This window comes from Micromonospora sp. NPDC048930 (assembly GCF_043197935.1).
In the GTDB taxonomy this organism is placed as follows: domain Bacteria; phylum Actinomycetota; class Actinomycetes; order Mycobacteriales; family Micromonosporaceae; genus Micromonospora.
Window position 1 is genome coordinate 25,354 of the sequence record NZ_JBICUB010000024.1, and the last position, 14,579, is coordinate 39,932.

Genomic DNA, 14,579 nt, shown 5'->3' on the forward strand with positions numbered 1-14,579 from the left:
GATCGGGGACTCGAACATCGTACTTGCTACGAACGCCGTTCGTTGATAGAACACTGTTCGTCAACGAACAGTGTTCGCTACCCGATCGGGGGAATGCCATGACCACCGCCGTCACCGCCGCGCCGGACCGGACGGGACCACCGGCCACGGCCGGCCACCGCTGGCGCTGGGTCGCCCTCGCGGTGATCCTCGCCGCCGAGGTGATGGACCTGCTCGACGTGCTCGTCACCAACCTGGCCGGCCCGGCGATCCGGGCCGACCTCGGCGGCTCGTCCAGCGTCATCCAGTGGCTCGGCGCCGGCTACACGCTCGCCATGGCCGTCGGCCTGGTCACCGGTGGTCGCCTCGGCGACCTGTACGGCCGGCGCCGGATGTTCCTGGTCGGAGTGCTCGGCTTCACCGCCGCCTCGGCGGCCTGCGCGCTCGCCGGCGGCCCCGGCACGCTGATCGCCGCCCGGGTGGCGCAGGGCCTGTTCGGCGCCCTGCTCCTCCCGCAGGGCCTCGGCCTGATCAAGGAGATGTTCCCGCCGGAGCAGCTCGCCGCGGCCTTCGGCGCGTTCGGTCCGGTCATGGGCATCTCCGCCGTCGGCGGGCCGATCCTGGCCGGCTGGCTGGTCGACGCCGACCTCGCCGGCACCGGCTGGCGCGCCATCTTCCTCATCAACGTCCCGCTCGGCCTGCTCGCCGCCCTCGGCGCGGCCCGCTTCCTCCCGGCCTCCCGACCCGGCCACGCCACCCGGCTCGACCTCCCGGGCGTCGCGTTCCTCTCGCTCGCCGTGTTCCTGCTGGTCTACCCGCTGGTGCAGGGCCGGGAAGCCGGCTGGCCGGGGTGGAGCTTCGCGATGCTCGGCGGCGCGGTGGTGGTCCTGGCCGGGTTCGCCGGGTACGAGCAGCGCCGGCAGCGCGCCGGGCGGGACCCGCTGGTGATCCCCACCCTCTTCCGCCGCCGGGCCTTCACCGGCGGGCTGGTCGCGGGCCTGGCCTTCTTCACCGCGCTGGCCGGGTTCTCGCTGGTCTTCAGCCTCTACCTGCAGCTCGGGCTGGGCTGGTCGCCGCTGCGCGCCGGGCTGGCCGGCGTTCCCCAGGCGCTCGGCATGGTGGTCGCGTTCGTGCTCGCCGGCGCCGGCCTGGCCCAGCGGCTCGGCCGTCGGCTGATCCACCTCGGACTCGGCGTGGTGCTGGCCGGCGTCGTCGGCATGCTGGTCACGCTCGTCCTGGCCGGCGCCCACGTCAGCCCCTGGCGGATGGCCCCGGCCCTGCTGGCGGTCGGGTTCGGCATGGGGCTGGTGATGGCGCCCTTCTTCGACATCGTGCTCTCCGGCGTCGAGGAGGAGGAGACCGGCTCGGCGTCCGGCACGCTCACCGCCGTCCAGCAACTCGGCGGCGCGCTCGGCGTGGCCCTGCTCGGCACGGTCTTCTTCGACGCGATGGGCCGGTCGGTGTCGCACGCGGTGCGGGTCACCCTCGTCGCCGAGCTGGGCCTGCTCCTGGTCACGGTGGCGGGCGCCTTCCTGCTGCCCCGCCGGGCACGCGAAGGGGGCGGCGGCCACTGAGCACTGCCGTCCCGGGCGGGCTCCGGCCCGCCCGGGACGGGGGCCCTGACAAATGTCATGGTCGGAAGGTGACGCCCGCTCCGGGGAACCGGCCGCCGTGGGCCGGAGCATTCCTGTCATGACCGACACCGCACCCGCCGTCGAACTGTCCGGGCTCACCAAGACCTTCGGCCCGGTGACCGCCGTCGACGGACTCAGCCTCCGGATCTCCCCGGGCGAGGTGGTGGCCTTCCTCGGCCCCAACGGCGCCGGCAAGACCACCACCGTGGACATGCTGCTCGGCCTGGCCCGCCCGGACGCCGGCACCGTCCGGCTCTTCGGCGGCACGCCGGCCGAGGCCGTCCGGCTCGGCCGGGTTGCCGCCGTGATGCAGACCGGCGGACTGCTCAAGGACCTCACCGTCGCCGAGACGGTACGGATGACCGCCCACTTCTACGGGCACACCCGGCCGGTGGCCGAGGTCCTGGAGCGGGCCGGCATCGCCGACATCGCCGACCGGCCGGTGGGCAAGTGCTCCGGCGGCCAGCAGCAGCGGCTGCGCTTCGCCCTGGCCCTACTGCCGGACCCCGATCTGATGGTGCTGGACGAGCCGACCACCGGGATGGACGTGGAGGGCCGGCGGGACTTCTGGCAGGCGATCCGGGCCGACGCCCGCTCCGGCCGGACCGTCCTCTTCGCCACCCACTACCTCGACGAGGCCGACGCGTACGCGGACCGGATCGTGCTGGTCCGCGAGGGCCGGGTGGTCGCCGATGGCACCACCGCCGAGATCAAGAACCTGGCCTCCGGCCGGCTCGTCCGGGCCACCCTGCCCGGCGCCGACCAGGCCGCGCTGGCCGCGCTCCCCGGCGTCCAGGCGGTCGAGGTACGCGGCGACGCGGTGCTGGTGCACACCGACGACTCGGACGTCGTCGCCCGGCACCTGCTGACCCGGACCGCCGCGCGGGACCTGGAGATCACCTCGCGCAACCTCGAGGACGCGTTCCTCGCCCTGACCACCGCCGCCTGACCGCCGCGCCCTGACACCGGAGTCCTGACATGACTGTCACCGCCTCGCCCACCACCGCCTCCACCACCCGGTCCGCCGACCGCCGGCCCCCCGCCCTGGGCGGGTTCTCTCCGTCCGTCCTCGGCATCGAGATCCGCCGGGTGTTGCGCAACCGCCGGACGCTGGTCTTCATCCTGGTCATGCCGGCGGTCTTCTTCCTCCTCTTCGGACTGCCGCAGCGTGGTCAGAACCTGGACAACGGCCTCCCGGTCACCGGTTGGATCATGATCAGCCTGGCCGTCTACGCGGCGATGGTCGCCACCACCAGCGCCGGGGCGGCGGTCGCCACCGAGCGGGCGCTGGGCTGGAGCCGGCAGCTGCGGCTCACCCCGCTGCGCCCGCCCGCGTACGTGGCGACGAAGGTGGCCACCGCGATGGTGCTCGGCCTGCTGGGTGTGCTGGTCGAGTTCGCCGTGGGCGCCGCCTCCGGGGTGAAGCTGCCGGCCCACGTCTGGGTGGAGTCCGGGCTGACCGCGTGGCTCGGCTCGCTGGTGTTCGCCGCCTTCGGCCTCTTCGTCGGCTACCTCGCCCCAGCCGAGAACGTCATGCAGTTCATGGGCCCGGTGCTGGCGATCCTGGCCATGCTGGGTGGCCTGTTCTTCCCGCTCGACATGCTGCCGCACGTGATGCAGCAGATCGCCAAGTTCACCCCGGTGTACGGCGTCGGCCAGTTGGCCCGCTCGCCGCTGACCGGGGAGGGGCTGGACTGGGTGGCGGTCGGCAACGTCGCCGCCTGGACCGCCTTCTTCGGCCTCGGCGCGGCCCGGCTGTTCCGCCGGGACACCACGCGGGTCTGACCCGGGCGGGCGGGACTAGCGTGTTCAGGATGCAGCTTCCGCCCGACGGCAACCGTCCGGTGAGCCGCCACTGGCGGTTCACCGGCTGGCTGCTGGCCGCGGTCTGGCTCTTCTTCCTCAACATCCCGCTGCTCGCGGCCCTGCACCAGGCGGAGGTCTGGCGGCGGGTGGTGGGGGCGACCACCCTGGTCGCGTTCGGCGTCTGCTACGTGTGGGTCTTCCAGTGGGCCCGGGCCCACCGGCTGCACCACCGGGCCATCCCGCTCGTGCCGGCCTGGGCGGCGCTGGCGCTGCTGGTCGGGCTCGGGCTCGCCGGCATCCCGGGCACCGGTGGTGACTGGCTGACCACCCTGGTCTTCGTCGCGGCGGCGGCGGTGTTCCTGCTGCCCAACCGGCAGGCGCTGGTCGTGGTGGCGCTGGCCGCGCTGACCCCGCCGGTGACGGCCGCGCTGGTGCCCGCCTGGGAGGCGGAGGGGACCGTGACGTTCGCGGTGCTGCTCGCCTCGTTCGCCATGTACGGGGTGACCCGGCTGACCCAGCGCAACGCCGAACTCCAGGCCGCCCAGCAGGAGATCCGCCGGCTGGCGGTGGCCGAGGAGCGGGCCCGTACCGCCCGGGACCTGCACGACATCCTCGGGCACTCGCTGACCGTGGTGGCGGTCAAGGCCGAGCTGGCCGGGCGGCTGCTGGAGCTGGACCCGGCCCGGGCGGCCACCGAGATCGCCGACGTGGAGCGGCTGGCCCGACAGGCCCTCGCCGACGTGCGGGGCACCGTCGGGGCGTACCGGGGGGCGAGTCTGGCGACGGAGCTGGCCGGCGCCCGCTCGGCGCTGGCCGCCGCGGGCATCGCCGCGGAGCTGCCGGAGACGGTGCCGTCGCTGCCGCCGGAGCGGGACGAGCTGTTCGGCTGGACGGTCCGCGAGGGCGTGACCAACGTGGTCCGACACAGCGGCGCGCGGCACTGCGAGATCCGGGTCGACCCGGCGGCGGTGGAGGTCCGCGACGACGGCCGGGGACCGGCCGGCGAGCCGGACGCGGCCGGGCACGGCCTGGTCGGGCTGCGTGAGCGGGCCCGGCGGCTGGACGGCATCGTCACCGTCGGTCGCCGTCCGGGTGGCCGGGGTTTCCTGCTCCGGGTGGCCCTGCCCGCCGCGGCCGGCGACCGGGACGGAGGATGAGCCGATGACCGCACCGATCAGGCTGCTGCTCGCCGACGACCAGGCGCTGGTCCGGGGGGCCCTCGCCGCGCTGCTGTCGCTGGAGCCGGACCTGACCGTGGTCGCCGAGGTGGGCCGGGGTGACGAGGTGGTGCCCGAGGCCCGCCGCACCCGGCCGGACGTGGCCCTGCTCGACGTGGAGATGCCGGGCCTGGACGGGATCGCCGCCACCGGCGCGCTGCGGGCCGCGGTGCCCGACTGCCGGGTGCTGGTGGTGACCACCTTCGGCCGGCCGGGCTTCCTGCGCCGGGCGATGGAGGCCGGCGCGAACGGCTTCGTGGTCAAGGACACCCCGGCCCGGCAGCTCGCCGACGCGGTCCGCCGGGTGCACGCCGGGCTGCGGGTGGTCGACCCGACCCTGGCGGCGGAGACTCTGGCCACCGGGGCCAGCCCGCTGACCGAGCGGGAGACCGAGGTGCTGCGGACCGCCCGGGGCGGCGGGACCGTGGCCGAGCTGGCGGCCACGCTGCACCTGTCCGAGGGGACGGTACGCAACCACCTCTCCTCGGCCATCGGCAAGACGGGCGCCCGCAACCGGGCCGACGCGGTCCGGGTGGCCGAGGAGAACGGCTGGCTGCTCGGGTGAGCCCGGTCAGGCGGTTGCCGGCGGGGCGGCGAGCTGCTCGACCACCACGACGGCGGTCCCGGCGGGGACCTCGGCGAGGAGCTGGCGCTGTCCGCTGCGGGTCAGCCGGATGCAGCCGTTGGTGACGTTCCGGCCGAGCGTGTCGTCGTTGTGCCAACTGTGCAGTCCGATGTGCGCGCCGCGCAGCCCGGTCGGCACCGCGTCCGGGTCGTCGGGGATCGCGCCCAGGGCGAAGATGTCGACGCCGCCGTAGACCGCCTGCGGCGGGGGCGTCCGGCCGAGGATGAAGGTACGGCCGAGCGGGGTGGACTGGCCGGCCATGCCGAGGCTGACCTCCCAGGACCGGACCGCCCGGCCGTCCCGGTACCAGGTGAGCCGGTGCGTCCGGCGTTCCACCACGAGCTGGTGGTGCAGCGCGACGGTGTGCCAGCCGCCGGCCGGCAGCCAGGCGATCCGGCGGTTCGCCGACGGGAGCAGCACGGCGGTCCAGCCGACCCGCCGGTCGACGACCGGCATGGTCAGCGGGACGCCGCTGATGGTGGGGGCGAGGAAGGCCAGCGGCCGGCCGCCCGGGGCGTCGTACGCGGCGACGGTCCGGGTCGGCGAGAGTCCCTCGGTGAGCGGCCGGGTGTCGCCCACGCCCGGGTCGGCGGGGAAGCCGCCGGGCGCCGGGTCGTACGTGACCACCGGCAGGTCGTCCGGCGCGGGAGCGGCCGGCGGCACGGACTCCTCCGGCGTCGGGCTCGGCTCGGCCGTGTCCGGTGTGGTGGCCGGGGTCGTGGGCGCGGCGCCGACCGGCACGGGTGCCGGGCCGCCGGTGAGCGTCCGCCCGACCAGCAGCGCGGCCGCGAGCAGCAGCGGTACGCCGACCGCGGCGAGCAGCCAGCCCAGGGTCCACCGCGAGGTCAATCGGTCAAACAGCACAAAAAGACTGTAAACGACCGGAAGCCCCTCGTTCCGCCATACCCGCGGGGGAGGGGCTTCCGGCTGCGCGGATCGGCCGGATCGTGCCGGTCCACGCGGGCCGTCGGGGTTCGGCCCTGGTCAGGGCAGCTTCGCGCCGATGTGGATGGCGACCGCGTCGTGCGCGTTGATGTTCGCGGCGAACCAGCCGTTGCCGTCCACCGTGATCACCGGCCCGCTGCACGAGCCGTTGCTGTAGTCGCCGTGGATGACGTCGCAGTACCGGCCGGCGGGCAGCCCGGTGTAGTAGGAGCGGCCGGTGATCGCGAAGTCCTCGTCGTTGAGGGTCAGGTAGCCCTTGCCGGCCCGGCTGAAGGCGATGTGCTGCCAGCCGTTGTCGTACCAGTTGGCGACGCCGGCGCCCTGCGTCGCGTTGTTGAAGGCGACCATGTTGGCGATGACCCGCCAGCGGTGCTCGCACTCCCAGCCGGAGTAGCAGGTGGTGTTCAGCGTCTTGTTGTTGGCGTCCGAGGGCGGGCCCTGGTCCTTGTTGCTGAACGTGAAGCTCGACATCACCGCCGGGGTGCCGTACGGCCAGGCCAGCATGAAGGCGTTCGCCAGGGCGTACTCGCCGCGGTCCCGGTAGGTCAGCACGCCGCCGTCGCGCTGGGTGTCGTGGTTGTCGGTGAAGACCACCGCCTGGTTGCCCGGCAGGTAGCCCCAGGACTCGCCGAAGTTCCGCAGGTACGCCAGCCGCTCGCTGTTGAACATCCGGGCCAGGTCCTTGCCGTACCGGAACTCGTGCACGTCGCCGTTGCCGGTGTACTCGGTCGGCTGGATCGGCTCACCGGCGCCGTAGATGACCTCCTGCACCAGGTATGCCGACCGGGAGAGCTTGCCCTTGATGGCGGCGATGTCGGCGGCCGGCATGTGCTTGCTGGCGTCCAGCCGGAACCCGTCCACGCCCAGCGACAGCAGGTCGTTCATGTACGCGGCCAGGCGGGTGCGCACGTAGTCGGTCTCGGTGGCCAGGTCGGCGAGGTTGACCAGCTCGCAGTTCTGCACCTCGTACCGGTCGCCGTAGTTGGCGATGTCGTCGTTGCCGTTGCGGCCGCAGTGGTGGAAGTCCTGGTAGCCGTAGTTGCCCGGGTAGCTGTAGTGGCCGTACGTGGTGCCGGCCCAGCCGGTGCCGCCGTTGTCCTGGCCGGACATGTGGTTGACGACGGTGTCGACGAGGACCTTCACGCCGGCGTTGTGGCAGGTGTTCACCATCGCCTGGAACTGGGCGCGGGTGCCCTTGCGGGACTCGATCCGGTAGCTGACCGGCTGGTAGGCGACCCACCAGGGGTTGCCCGTGACGTGCTCCTGCGGCGGCGAGACCTGCACGAAGCCGTAGCCCTTGGGGCCGAGCGTGGAGGTGCACTCGCTGGCCACCGAGGTCCAGTTCCACTCGAAGAGCTGGACGATGACCTTCTTGCTGCCGGGCGTCGCGGCGGAGGCCGGGGGCGTCGCCACGGTGGTCGGGACGAGCAGGCTGGCGGCCAGGCCGAGGGCGAGGGCCGCCGAGCGGCGTCGACGTCGATGCATCGGGACTCCTGCGGGGTGCGGGGGGACGGGGTTCGGTGCTGGTTTCTTGCAGGGCCGGCCTGAAATTTTCGGCAAGGTTACAAGCGTGTTGCAAAGTCTGTCAACGGATAGAAATACGTCATTGCACTCCGCGCCAGATGCCGCTACACGCGCGCCGGGGCGGGACGGTTCGACGGACCGGCCGAGAAATTCGCCACCGGACTGATCCGATCGCGATGTCCGTCCGTACTGGAGGGGGAGCAGGCGCCGCGAGAGATCGAGGAGCAGATGGCCCGGGCACAGCAGAACGAGAAGGCCACGACCGTCCGGACCACCAGCACCAGCCGCGGTGCCCGGACCATGTCGAAGCCCGCGATGGTCGCGCTCGGCGCGTCCGCGCTCGCCGCCGGGTGGGCCGGCCTGGAGCTCGCCGGCGTGGGCAGCGTCATGTACGCGTACGGCTTCTTCTTCACCGAGTTCTTCGCCGGGGTGGTCGCCCTGGTCTCGCTCAGCCTCACCGTGATGCTGGGGCTGCTCGCCACCGACCGGCTGGTGCTGCTCATCCGACACCGGGTGCTGCTCCAGTCGGCGCACCGGGCCACCGGCGTCCTCGGCGTGGCCGGGCTGGTCTTCCATGTCATCACGAAGATCGCCACCGGCCGGGCCGCCCCGACCGACGCCGTCGTGCCCTTCGTCGGCGGCCGGGGCCTCTACGTCGGGCTGGGCACCGTCGCCGCCTTCCTCATGGTGAGCGTGCTCTGGACCGGGCTGATCCGGGTCCGCTTCGCCGGCGTCGGTCCCAGGTGGTTCTGGCGCGCGCTGCACTCCATGGCGTACGTCTCCTGGCCGTTCGCGCTGGTTCACGGGCTCAACACCGGCCGCCCGGCGAAGACCTGGGTGGTGCTCAGCTACCTCGCCTGCGTACTGCTGGTGGTGACGGCGCTGCTCGTCCGCTTCTCCGTCCACCTCGGCCGGCGCAGCCGGGAGCAGCAGCAGGCCGCCTCGCTGAACAAGGCGATGACCGGCCGGGCGGAGCAGGACCGGGGCCTGCTCGCCGGGCTGACCCGCCGGCGCGCCGCCGGCACCGAGGAGAAGGAGAGCCGTCCGGGCCGGGGCCGCGAGTCGAGCTGGGCGGAGACCACCGCCACCTGGACCGCGCCGGCCGGCACCGCCCGTCGCCGTGACCCGGAGCGGTTCGCCGTACCGGTGGTGCCGGAGCCCGGGTCGCTGCGCGAGCCGGTCCGGGCGGCGGCCGACCGCCGCCGGCGTGCGGCCGAGCCGGTCTCCGCCGGCCGCCGCCGCGAGGAGGAACCGGCCCGGCGGCGCGCGGAGCGCGAGCCGGCGAGCCGCCGCCGCGACGACGAGCGTCCCGCCCGCCGCTACCGGGACGAGGAGGAGCGGGTCGGTCGGCGGTCCCGGTCCGACGAGGACACCGCTGCCCGCTACTCGGCCGTGCCGGACTCCGGCGGCCGCCACTCGGCCCCGCCCGACACCGGTACGCGGTACTCCACCCCGCCGGACGCCGCCCGGTACCCGGCCCCGCCGCGCCGCACCGACGAGCCGGAGGAGCCGTGGGACAGCCCGCGCCGGTGGGCGACCCGGCCGGTCTCCGGGGAGCCGGTCTCGGCCGGCCCCGTCTCGGCCGGCCCGGTGTCCGGCAGCCCGATCTCGGCGGCGCCGCGCAGCGGCGGCCGGCACAGCGTCGAGGAGGACGTGCCGGAGGAGCCGGACTACTGGCGCCCGCCGGCCCGGTACGTCCCCGAGGAGGTCTTCGTGGACGACACCCCGACCCTGGTCGACCTGGCCTCCCGCCGGGCGCGGCGGGCCTCCGGGGAGAGCCGGTCGAGCCGGCGACGGCGGGCCAACGCGGACGCGGTGGACGGGGCGTACTGGGCCGGGCTGCGGGGTGAGGCCAGGTGATGCGGACGACCGTGCCCCCGGTCGCCTGTGTGGGCGAGCCCCGGCTCACCGCCGGCTTCGCCGAGTTCGGCCGGCTCGACCTGCTGGCCCACGAGGACGCGCACGGCCCGATCGGGCCGATGGAGCCCGCCGCGCTGCTCCGGCTCGCCGAGGCGATCGACCTCAAGGGCAAGGGCGGGGCCGGCTTCCCGTTCGCCCGCAAGCTGCGCGCCGTACTGGAGTCCTGCGAGCGGCAGGACCTCACCGCCGTGGTGGTGGTCAACGCCACCGAGGGAGAGCCGGCGAGCTGGAAGGACAAGGTCCTGCTCACCCGGGCCCCGCACCTCATCCTCGACGGCGCGGCGCTGGCCGCGTACGCGCTGGACGCCGAGGAGATCGTGATCGGGGTGGCCGACGACGATGTCGGCCGGCCGTCGCTCACCGAGGCGTTGCAGGAACGGCGGATGCCGGTGCCGACCAGCATCGTCACGGTGCCGCACCGGTTCATCTCCGGCGAGGGCGGGGCGCTGGTCAACGGGATCAACGGGCTGCCGCACATCCCGCCCGGCACCAAGAAGCGCTCCAGCGACTCGGGCGTGGGCGGGCTGCCCACCCTGCTCTCCAACGCCGAGACGTACGCCCAGCTCGCCGTCGCCGCCCGGATCGGCCCGTACGAGTACGCCGCGCTCGGCACCGACGACGAGCCGGGCACGGTGCTGCTCACGGTCACCGGGGCGGCGCAGCGGCCGGCGGTGGTGGAGTGCGCCGCCGGCACCCCGCTGCGGGAGATCTTCGAGCTGTGCGAGGTGCCGGACGGGCCGGGCATCCTGATGGGCGGCTACCACGGCAAGTGGATCACCCCGGAGGCGGCGGCCCGGGCCGAGGTCTCCCGCAAGGGGCTCGCCGCCGTCGGGGGCACCCTCGGCGCCGGCATCATCGTCCCGCTGGGCCGGGACACCTGCCCGCTCGGCGAGGCCGCCCAGGTGGTCCGCTACCTGGCCGGCGAGTCCGCCGGCCAGTGCGGGCCGTGCAAGATGGGCCTGCCCGACCTGGCCCGCGCCGTCGACCTGGCGGTCGCCGGCAGCGCCCCGATCGAGGTGGTCCGGGCCGCGGCCGGCGACGTGAAGGGGCGCGGCGCGTGCAGCCACCCGGACGGCACCGCCCGCTTCGCCCTTTCCGCCATGGAGGTCTTCGCCGAGGACCTGCGGCTGCACGCCACCGGCGAGGGCTGCGGCAAGCGGGTGAAGGGCGTGATGGGCCTGCCCGGCGCGCCCGACGCCAACCCGCAGAAGCTCACCCTGGACTGGTCCCGCTGCGACGGGCACGGGCTCTGCGCCCACGTGGTGCCGGACTTCATCCGGCTCGACGGCAACGGTTACCCCGCCTTCCCGCCCACCCCGGTGCCCACCTGGTTGCGCCAGGGCGCGCTCAAGGCGGTCAAGGTCTGTCCCGAACTCGCGCTCCGGCTGGTCAAGGCCGAGTAGCCGACCGTAAGGAGACGCGGATGGCACGTCCTTCCCCCGCCCCGGGCCGCGCCGCGCGGCGCCTCGTCACCGCCGCCGTACTGGCCGCCGCGCTGCCGGCCGCGGCCTCCTGCGCGGTCGGCCCGGACCGGGCCACCCCGGTCGGCGCCGTCGCCGCCGCCTCGGCCGGCCCGGCCACCGGATCGCCGAGCGCCGGACCGCCGTCGGCGCCGCCGGTCCCGGCGAAGGTGCCGGAGACGCTGTCGTTCACCGCGAAGACCCTCGACGGTACGCCGTTCTCCGCCGCCGCCCTGGCCGGTCGGCCGGTGGTGCTCTGGTTCTGGGCGCCCTGGTGCGCCACCTGCGCCAGCCAGGCGTGGACGGTCGCCGAGATCGCCCCGAAGTACCGGGAGACGGTGCCCATCGTCGGGGTCGCCGGACTCGGCGAGCAGCGGGCGATGAAGGAGTTCGTCACCGAGTTCGGCCTGGCCGGCACCCCGCAACTCGACGATCGGGCCGGCACCCTGTGGCGGCGGTTCGAGGTGGTCGAGCAGAGCACCTTCCTGATCATCGACCGGGACGGCCGGGTGGTGCACCAGGGCTTCCTCGACGGGGAGTCGCTGACCCGGCAGGTGGAAGCGCTGGCTCGGGGATGACCGGCACGGACGACGGCGGGGGCCGGCTCAGCCGACCCCCGCCGTGATTGCCCGTCAGCCGGTCAGCGGACCGGGGTGAGCCGGTCGGCGCCCAGCTTGTCGCGGAGCACCTCCGGCACCAGCACCGACCCGTCGGGCTGCTGGAACTGCTCAAGGATGGCCGGGAAGAGCCGGCTGGTGGCCAGCGCCGAGCCGTTCAGGGTGTGCACGAACCGGGTCTGCTTGCCACCCGGCTCTCGGTAGCGGATGGCCGCCCGGCGGGCCTGGTAGTCGCCGCCCCAGGAGACCGACGACACCTCCTTGTACTTGCCGGTGCTCGGCATCCAGACCTCGACGTCGAAGGTCTTCCGCATGGCGGCGCTGGCGTCGCCGGCGGCGAGCAGGCTGGTCTGGTAGTGCAGCCCCAGCTTCCCGACCAGGCTCTCCACGTGGCCGACCATCGCCTCCAGCGCGGCGTCCGCCTGCTCGGGCAGGGTGAACTGGAAGATCTCCACCTTGTTGAACTGGTGGCCGCGCACCGTGCCGCGCTCGTCCGAGTGCGAGCCGGCCGCCTCCCGCCGGTAGCACGGGGTGTAGGCGAACGCCTTCAGCGGCAGCTTCGCGGTCTCCAGGATCTCGTCCTGGAACGCCCCGAGGATCGCCGTCTCCGCCGTGGGCAGCAGGAACTGGCCGCGCGGGGCGGACTGCTTGTCCAGGTGGTAGACGTCGTCGTAGAACTTCGGGAACTGCCCGGCGGCGAAGCCGGCGCTGTCCAGCAGCAGGTGCGGCGGGAGCAGGAACTCGTACCCGGCCGTGATGTTCTGCTCGATCAGCCAGTTGACCAGCGCCCACTCCAGCCGGGCGCCCATGCCGGTGTACATCCAGAAGCCGGAGCCGCCCAGCTTGACCCCGCGCTCGTGGTCGACCAGGCCGAGCGCGCGGCTCAGCTCCACGTGGTCGCGGATCTTCTCGATGGCCGGCGGCTCACCGAAGGTCCGGACGACCCGGTTCGCCTCCTTGCCACCGGCGACCACGTCGTCGGCGGGCAGGTTGGGCAGCTCGCTCATGGTGCTGCGCAGCCGGGACTGCACCTCGTCCAGCTGGGACTCCAGCTCGGCGAGCTGCTTGCGCTCGGCCTCCGGCGCGACCGGCTCGGGCGTGACGCCGGACCGCTTCGCCTCCGCGTACGCCCGCGCCTCCGCCTTGCGGCGCTGCCGCTCGGCGTCGATCTCCGTGATCAGGGCGCGACGTTCCTGGTCGAGCCGCTGGATCTCGTCCAGCGCCCGGTTGACCTCGGCGGGATCCAGACGCTTCGCCAGCGCGGTCGCCACCGCCTCGCGATCCTTCCGGATCAACTCCATGTCGAGCATGCTGCTCCGTACGCCTCCGTCCAGGCAGTCAGGTGGGACCCCCAGATGCTACCGTCGCGGCCCGTTCCGCCCGCCCCGGGCCGCGACGGCGGTCGTCGGATCGGGTGCTGGCGCGCCACCCTCGGTAACCGTCCGTGACAATCTGCCTCCTGGTCATCCGATGTCACTGCGCGTGACGGGCGCTGGTCGACCGAGGTCGGCCCTCCCTGTCTCTCCTTCGGCCGAAGCCCGTTGAGCTGCCGATTCCTCCACGCGCTCCGCCGGCGCCGGCATGACCCGTCCGCGCCTTTGCTCTGCAGCCACGGACGCATCGGTCTACGGTGCGTGCCCGCTGCGTGGATGGCTGCAGAGCAAAGGCGGGTCGGGGTGGGGGGTGGGGAGGGGGGAGGGATGACTCAGGGTGACGGTGGACCGTCCGGGTAGGGGACGTCCCGCGGGTCAGAGACGGACCGGCATGAGGATGGAGAACGCGTCCGCGTCGTCCGGGCGGCGCAGCGCCAGCGGGCCGATCGGCCCGTCCAGCTCCAGCACGAGCTGCCCTCGATCCCCGGCGTCCAGGGCGTCGAGCAGGTACTCCCGGTTCACTCCCACCCGCACCGCCTCCGGGTCCGCCGCCTCGTCCGGGCCGACCAGGCGCAGCCCGCCCCGGTCGTCCAGGCCCAGCACGGTCACCTCGTGGCTGACCCCCTGGTGTTCCCGCGTCAGCATCGGAGCGCCGTCGGCGGTGAGCGCGCTGCGCAACGCGACCACGTCGACCGGGATCCGGTACGTGGGCGCGTCGCTGACCTGCCCGTGCAGCAGTCGGCGGTAGTCCGGGAAGTCGTACGGCAGCGCGGCGGCGGCCACCGGCCGGCCGGCGACGGAGACCTCTACCCGGTCGGCGGCGACGCTGAGGTGGGCCTCCGGGGTGATGCCCCCGCCCGTGTCGAGCAGGGCGCGCAGCTCGTCGACCGCGTCCACCGGCAGCAGCGCCCGTACCGCCGGGCCGTCCACCTTCCCGCCGGCCCGGGCCACCGCCAGCCGGTGTCGGTCGGTGGCGACCAGCCGTACGCCGTCCGGCTCCACCTCCAGCAGCACGCCGGCCAGCACCGGCAGGTCGGGGTCGGTGCCGACGGCGAACCGGACGGCGTCCACGGCGGCGGCCAGGTCGGCGCGGGACAGCACGAGTCGGGTGGTCACAGGGATCTCCTCCGGGTCGAGCAGGGTGCGGATCCGGGAGAGTTCACGGCGCGCGTCGGCCAGGCCGTCCTCCAGCCGGCGCAGGTGCGCGTCGAGCAGCCGGTGGACCACCGCCGGCTCGTGCCGGTGCCGCAGCGCCTCGGCGATCCCGGCCAGCGGCATCCCGACCCGGCGCAACCCGGCGACGAGCCGGGCCGGGGCGACCTGGTCGTCGGTGTACCAGCGGTAGCCGGTGACCGGGTCGACGAGGGCCGGGACCAGCACGCCGGACCGGTCGTAGAACCGCAGCGCGCTGACCGTCAGCCCGCTGGCCCGGGCCAGCTCGCCGATGCTGCGCAGTTCGCTCTCCACGGCACCGGATGC

General features: G+C 74.2%; 12 protein-coding genes. 8 read left to right on the forward strand and 4 right to left on the reverse strand.

Annotated elements, in window-relative coordinates:
• Window positions 1-98: 98 nt before the first annotated feature.
• The 5 genes from ACGFI9_RS34760 (at window position 99) to ACGFI9_RS34780 (ending at window position 5,201) form a co-directional block, all read left to right on the forward strand.
• Window positions 99-1,553 (forward strand): DHA2 family efflux MFS transporter permease subunit, encoded by a 1,455-nt coding sequence (locus ACGFI9_RS34760; RefSeq protein WP_393184911.1) that lies wholly within the window; start codon window positions 99-101, stop codon window positions 1,551-1,553.
• 118 nt (window positions 1,554-1,671) lie between these two features.
• On the forward strand, window positions 1,672-2,562 hold the full coding sequence (locus tag ACGFI9_RS34765) for an ABC transporter ATP-binding protein (protein ID WP_393184913.1): 891 nt from the start codon (window positions 1,672-1,674) through the stop codon (window positions 2,560-2,562).
• A 29-nt stretch (window positions 2,563-2,591) separates the two neighbouring features.
• On the forward strand, window positions 2,592-3,398 hold the full coding sequence (locus ACGFI9_RS34770) for an ABC transporter permease (RefSeq protein WP_393184914.1): 807 nt from the start codon (window positions 2,592-2,594) through the stop codon (window positions 3,396-3,398).
• A 29-nt stretch (window positions 3,399-3,427) separates the two neighbouring features.
• A complete protein-coding gene (locus ACGFI9_RS34775) occupies window positions 3,428-4,576 on the forward strand; it encodes a histidine kinase (protein WP_393184916.1) in 1,149 nt (382 codons plus the stop codon).
• Window positions 4,577-4,580: 4 nt separating this feature from the next.
• Window positions 4,581-5,201, forward strand: coding sequence for a response regulator transcription factor (locus ACGFI9_RS34780; protein WP_393184920.1), 621 nt, complete (start codon window positions 4,581-4,583; stop codon window positions 5,199-5,201).
• A gap of 6 nt (window positions 5,202-5,207) precedes the next feature.
• On the opposite strand, the gene ACGFI9_RS34785 is transcribed toward ACGFI9_RS34780, so the two are convergent.
• Window positions 5,208-6,125 carry a L,D-transpeptidase gene (locus ACGFI9_RS34785; protein ID WP_393184922.1) on the reverse strand — a complete coding sequence of 306 codons (918 nt, stop codon included), beginning with the start codon at window positions 6,123-6,125 and terminating at the stop codon, window positions 5,208-5,210.
• 120 nt (window positions 6,126-6,245) lie between these two features.
• Complete coding sequence (locus tag ACGFI9_RS34790) at window positions 6,246-7,691, reverse strand: alpha-amylase family protein (RefSeq protein WP_393184924.1); 1,446 nt, start codon at window positions 7,689-7,691, stop codon at window positions 6,246-6,248.
• 267 nt (window positions 7,692-7,958) lie between these two features.
• Here ACGFI9_RS34790 and ACGFI9_RS34795 point away from each other — a divergent pair, with 267 nt between their 5' ends.
• Genes ACGFI9_RS34795 through ACGFI9_RS34805 form a run of 3 tightly spaced genes read left to right on the forward strand, consistent with a single transcriptional unit; the run spans window position 7,959 to window position 11,688 of the window.
• On the forward strand, window positions 7,959-9,590 hold the full coding sequence (locus ACGFI9_RS34795; protein ID WP_393184926.1) for a hypothetical protein: 1,632 nt from the start codon (window positions 7,959-7,961) through the stop codon (window positions 9,588-9,590).
• Window positions 9,587-11,053 (forward strand): NADH-ubiquinone oxidoreductase-F iron-sulfur binding region domain-containing protein, encoded by a 1,467-nt coding sequence (locus ACGFI9_RS34800; RefSeq protein WP_393184928.1) that lies wholly within the window; start codon window positions 9,587-9,589, stop codon window positions 11,051-11,053. The genes ACGFI9_RS34795 and ACGFI9_RS34800 overlap by 4 nt, the downstream gene beginning before the upstream one ends.
• 20 nt (window positions 11,054-11,073) lie before the next feature.
• On the forward strand, window positions 11,074-11,688 hold the full coding sequence (locus tag ACGFI9_RS34805) for a TlpA family protein disulfide reductase (protein ID WP_393184930.1): 615 nt from the start codon (window positions 11,074-11,076) through the stop codon (window positions 11,686-11,688).
• Between the two features lie 62 nt (window positions 11,689-11,750).
• Here the strand turns inward: ACGFI9_RS34805 and serS are convergent, their stop codons facing one another.
• Both serS and ACGFI9_RS34815 read right to left on the reverse strand, forming a co-directional pair.
• Entirely contained in the window at window positions 11,751-13,037 is a 1,287-nt protein-coding gene (gene serS, locus ACGFI9_RS34810; RefSeq protein WP_393184933.1) for a serine--tRNA ligase, read from the reverse strand.
• A gap of 438 nt (window positions 13,038-13,475) precedes the next feature.
• Window positions 13,476-14,555, reverse strand: coding sequence for a MerR family transcriptional regulator (locus ACGFI9_RS34815; RefSeq protein ID WP_393185000.1), 1,080 nt, complete (start codon window positions 14,553-14,555; stop codon window positions 13,476-13,478).
• Window positions 14,556-14,579: the final 24 nt, after the last annotated feature.

Coding starts and splice junctions, on each gene's coding strand:
- ACGFI9_RS34790 (WP_393184924.1), bottom strand. CDS start 7,691: ATGCATCGACGTCGACGCCGCTCGGCGGCCCTCGCCCTCGGCCTGGCC.
- ACGFI9_RS34775 (WP_393184916.1), top strand. CDS start 3,428: ATGCAGCTTCCGCCCGACGGCAACCGTCCGGTGAGCCGCCACTGGCGG.
- ACGFI9_RS34760 (WP_393184911.1), top strand. CDS start 99: ATGACCACCGCCGTCACCGCCGCGCCGGACCGGACGGGACCACCGGCC.
- ACGFI9_RS34770 (WP_393184914.1), top strand. CDS start 2,592: ATGACTGTCACCGCCTCGCCCACCACCGCCTCCACCACCCGGTCCGCC.
- ACGFI9_RS34780 (WP_393184920.1), top strand. CDS start 4,581: ATGACCGCACCGATCAGGCTGCTGCTCGCCGACGACCAGGCGCTGGTC.
- ACGFI9_RS34795 (WP_393184926.1), top strand. CDS start 7,959: ATGGCCCGGGCACAGCAGAACGAGAAGGCCACGACCGTCCGGACCACC.
- serS (WP_393184933.1), bottom strand. CDS start 13,037: ATGCTCGACATGGAGTTGATCCGGAAGGATCGCGAGGCGGTGGCGACC.
- ACGFI9_RS34765 (WP_393184913.1), top strand. CDS start 1,672: ATGACCGACACCGCACCCGCCGTCGAACTGTCCGGGCTCACCAAGACC.
- ACGFI9_RS34805 (WP_393184930.1), top strand. CDS start 11,074: ATGGCACGTCCTTCCCCCGCCCCGGGCCGCGCCGCGCGGCGCCTCGTC.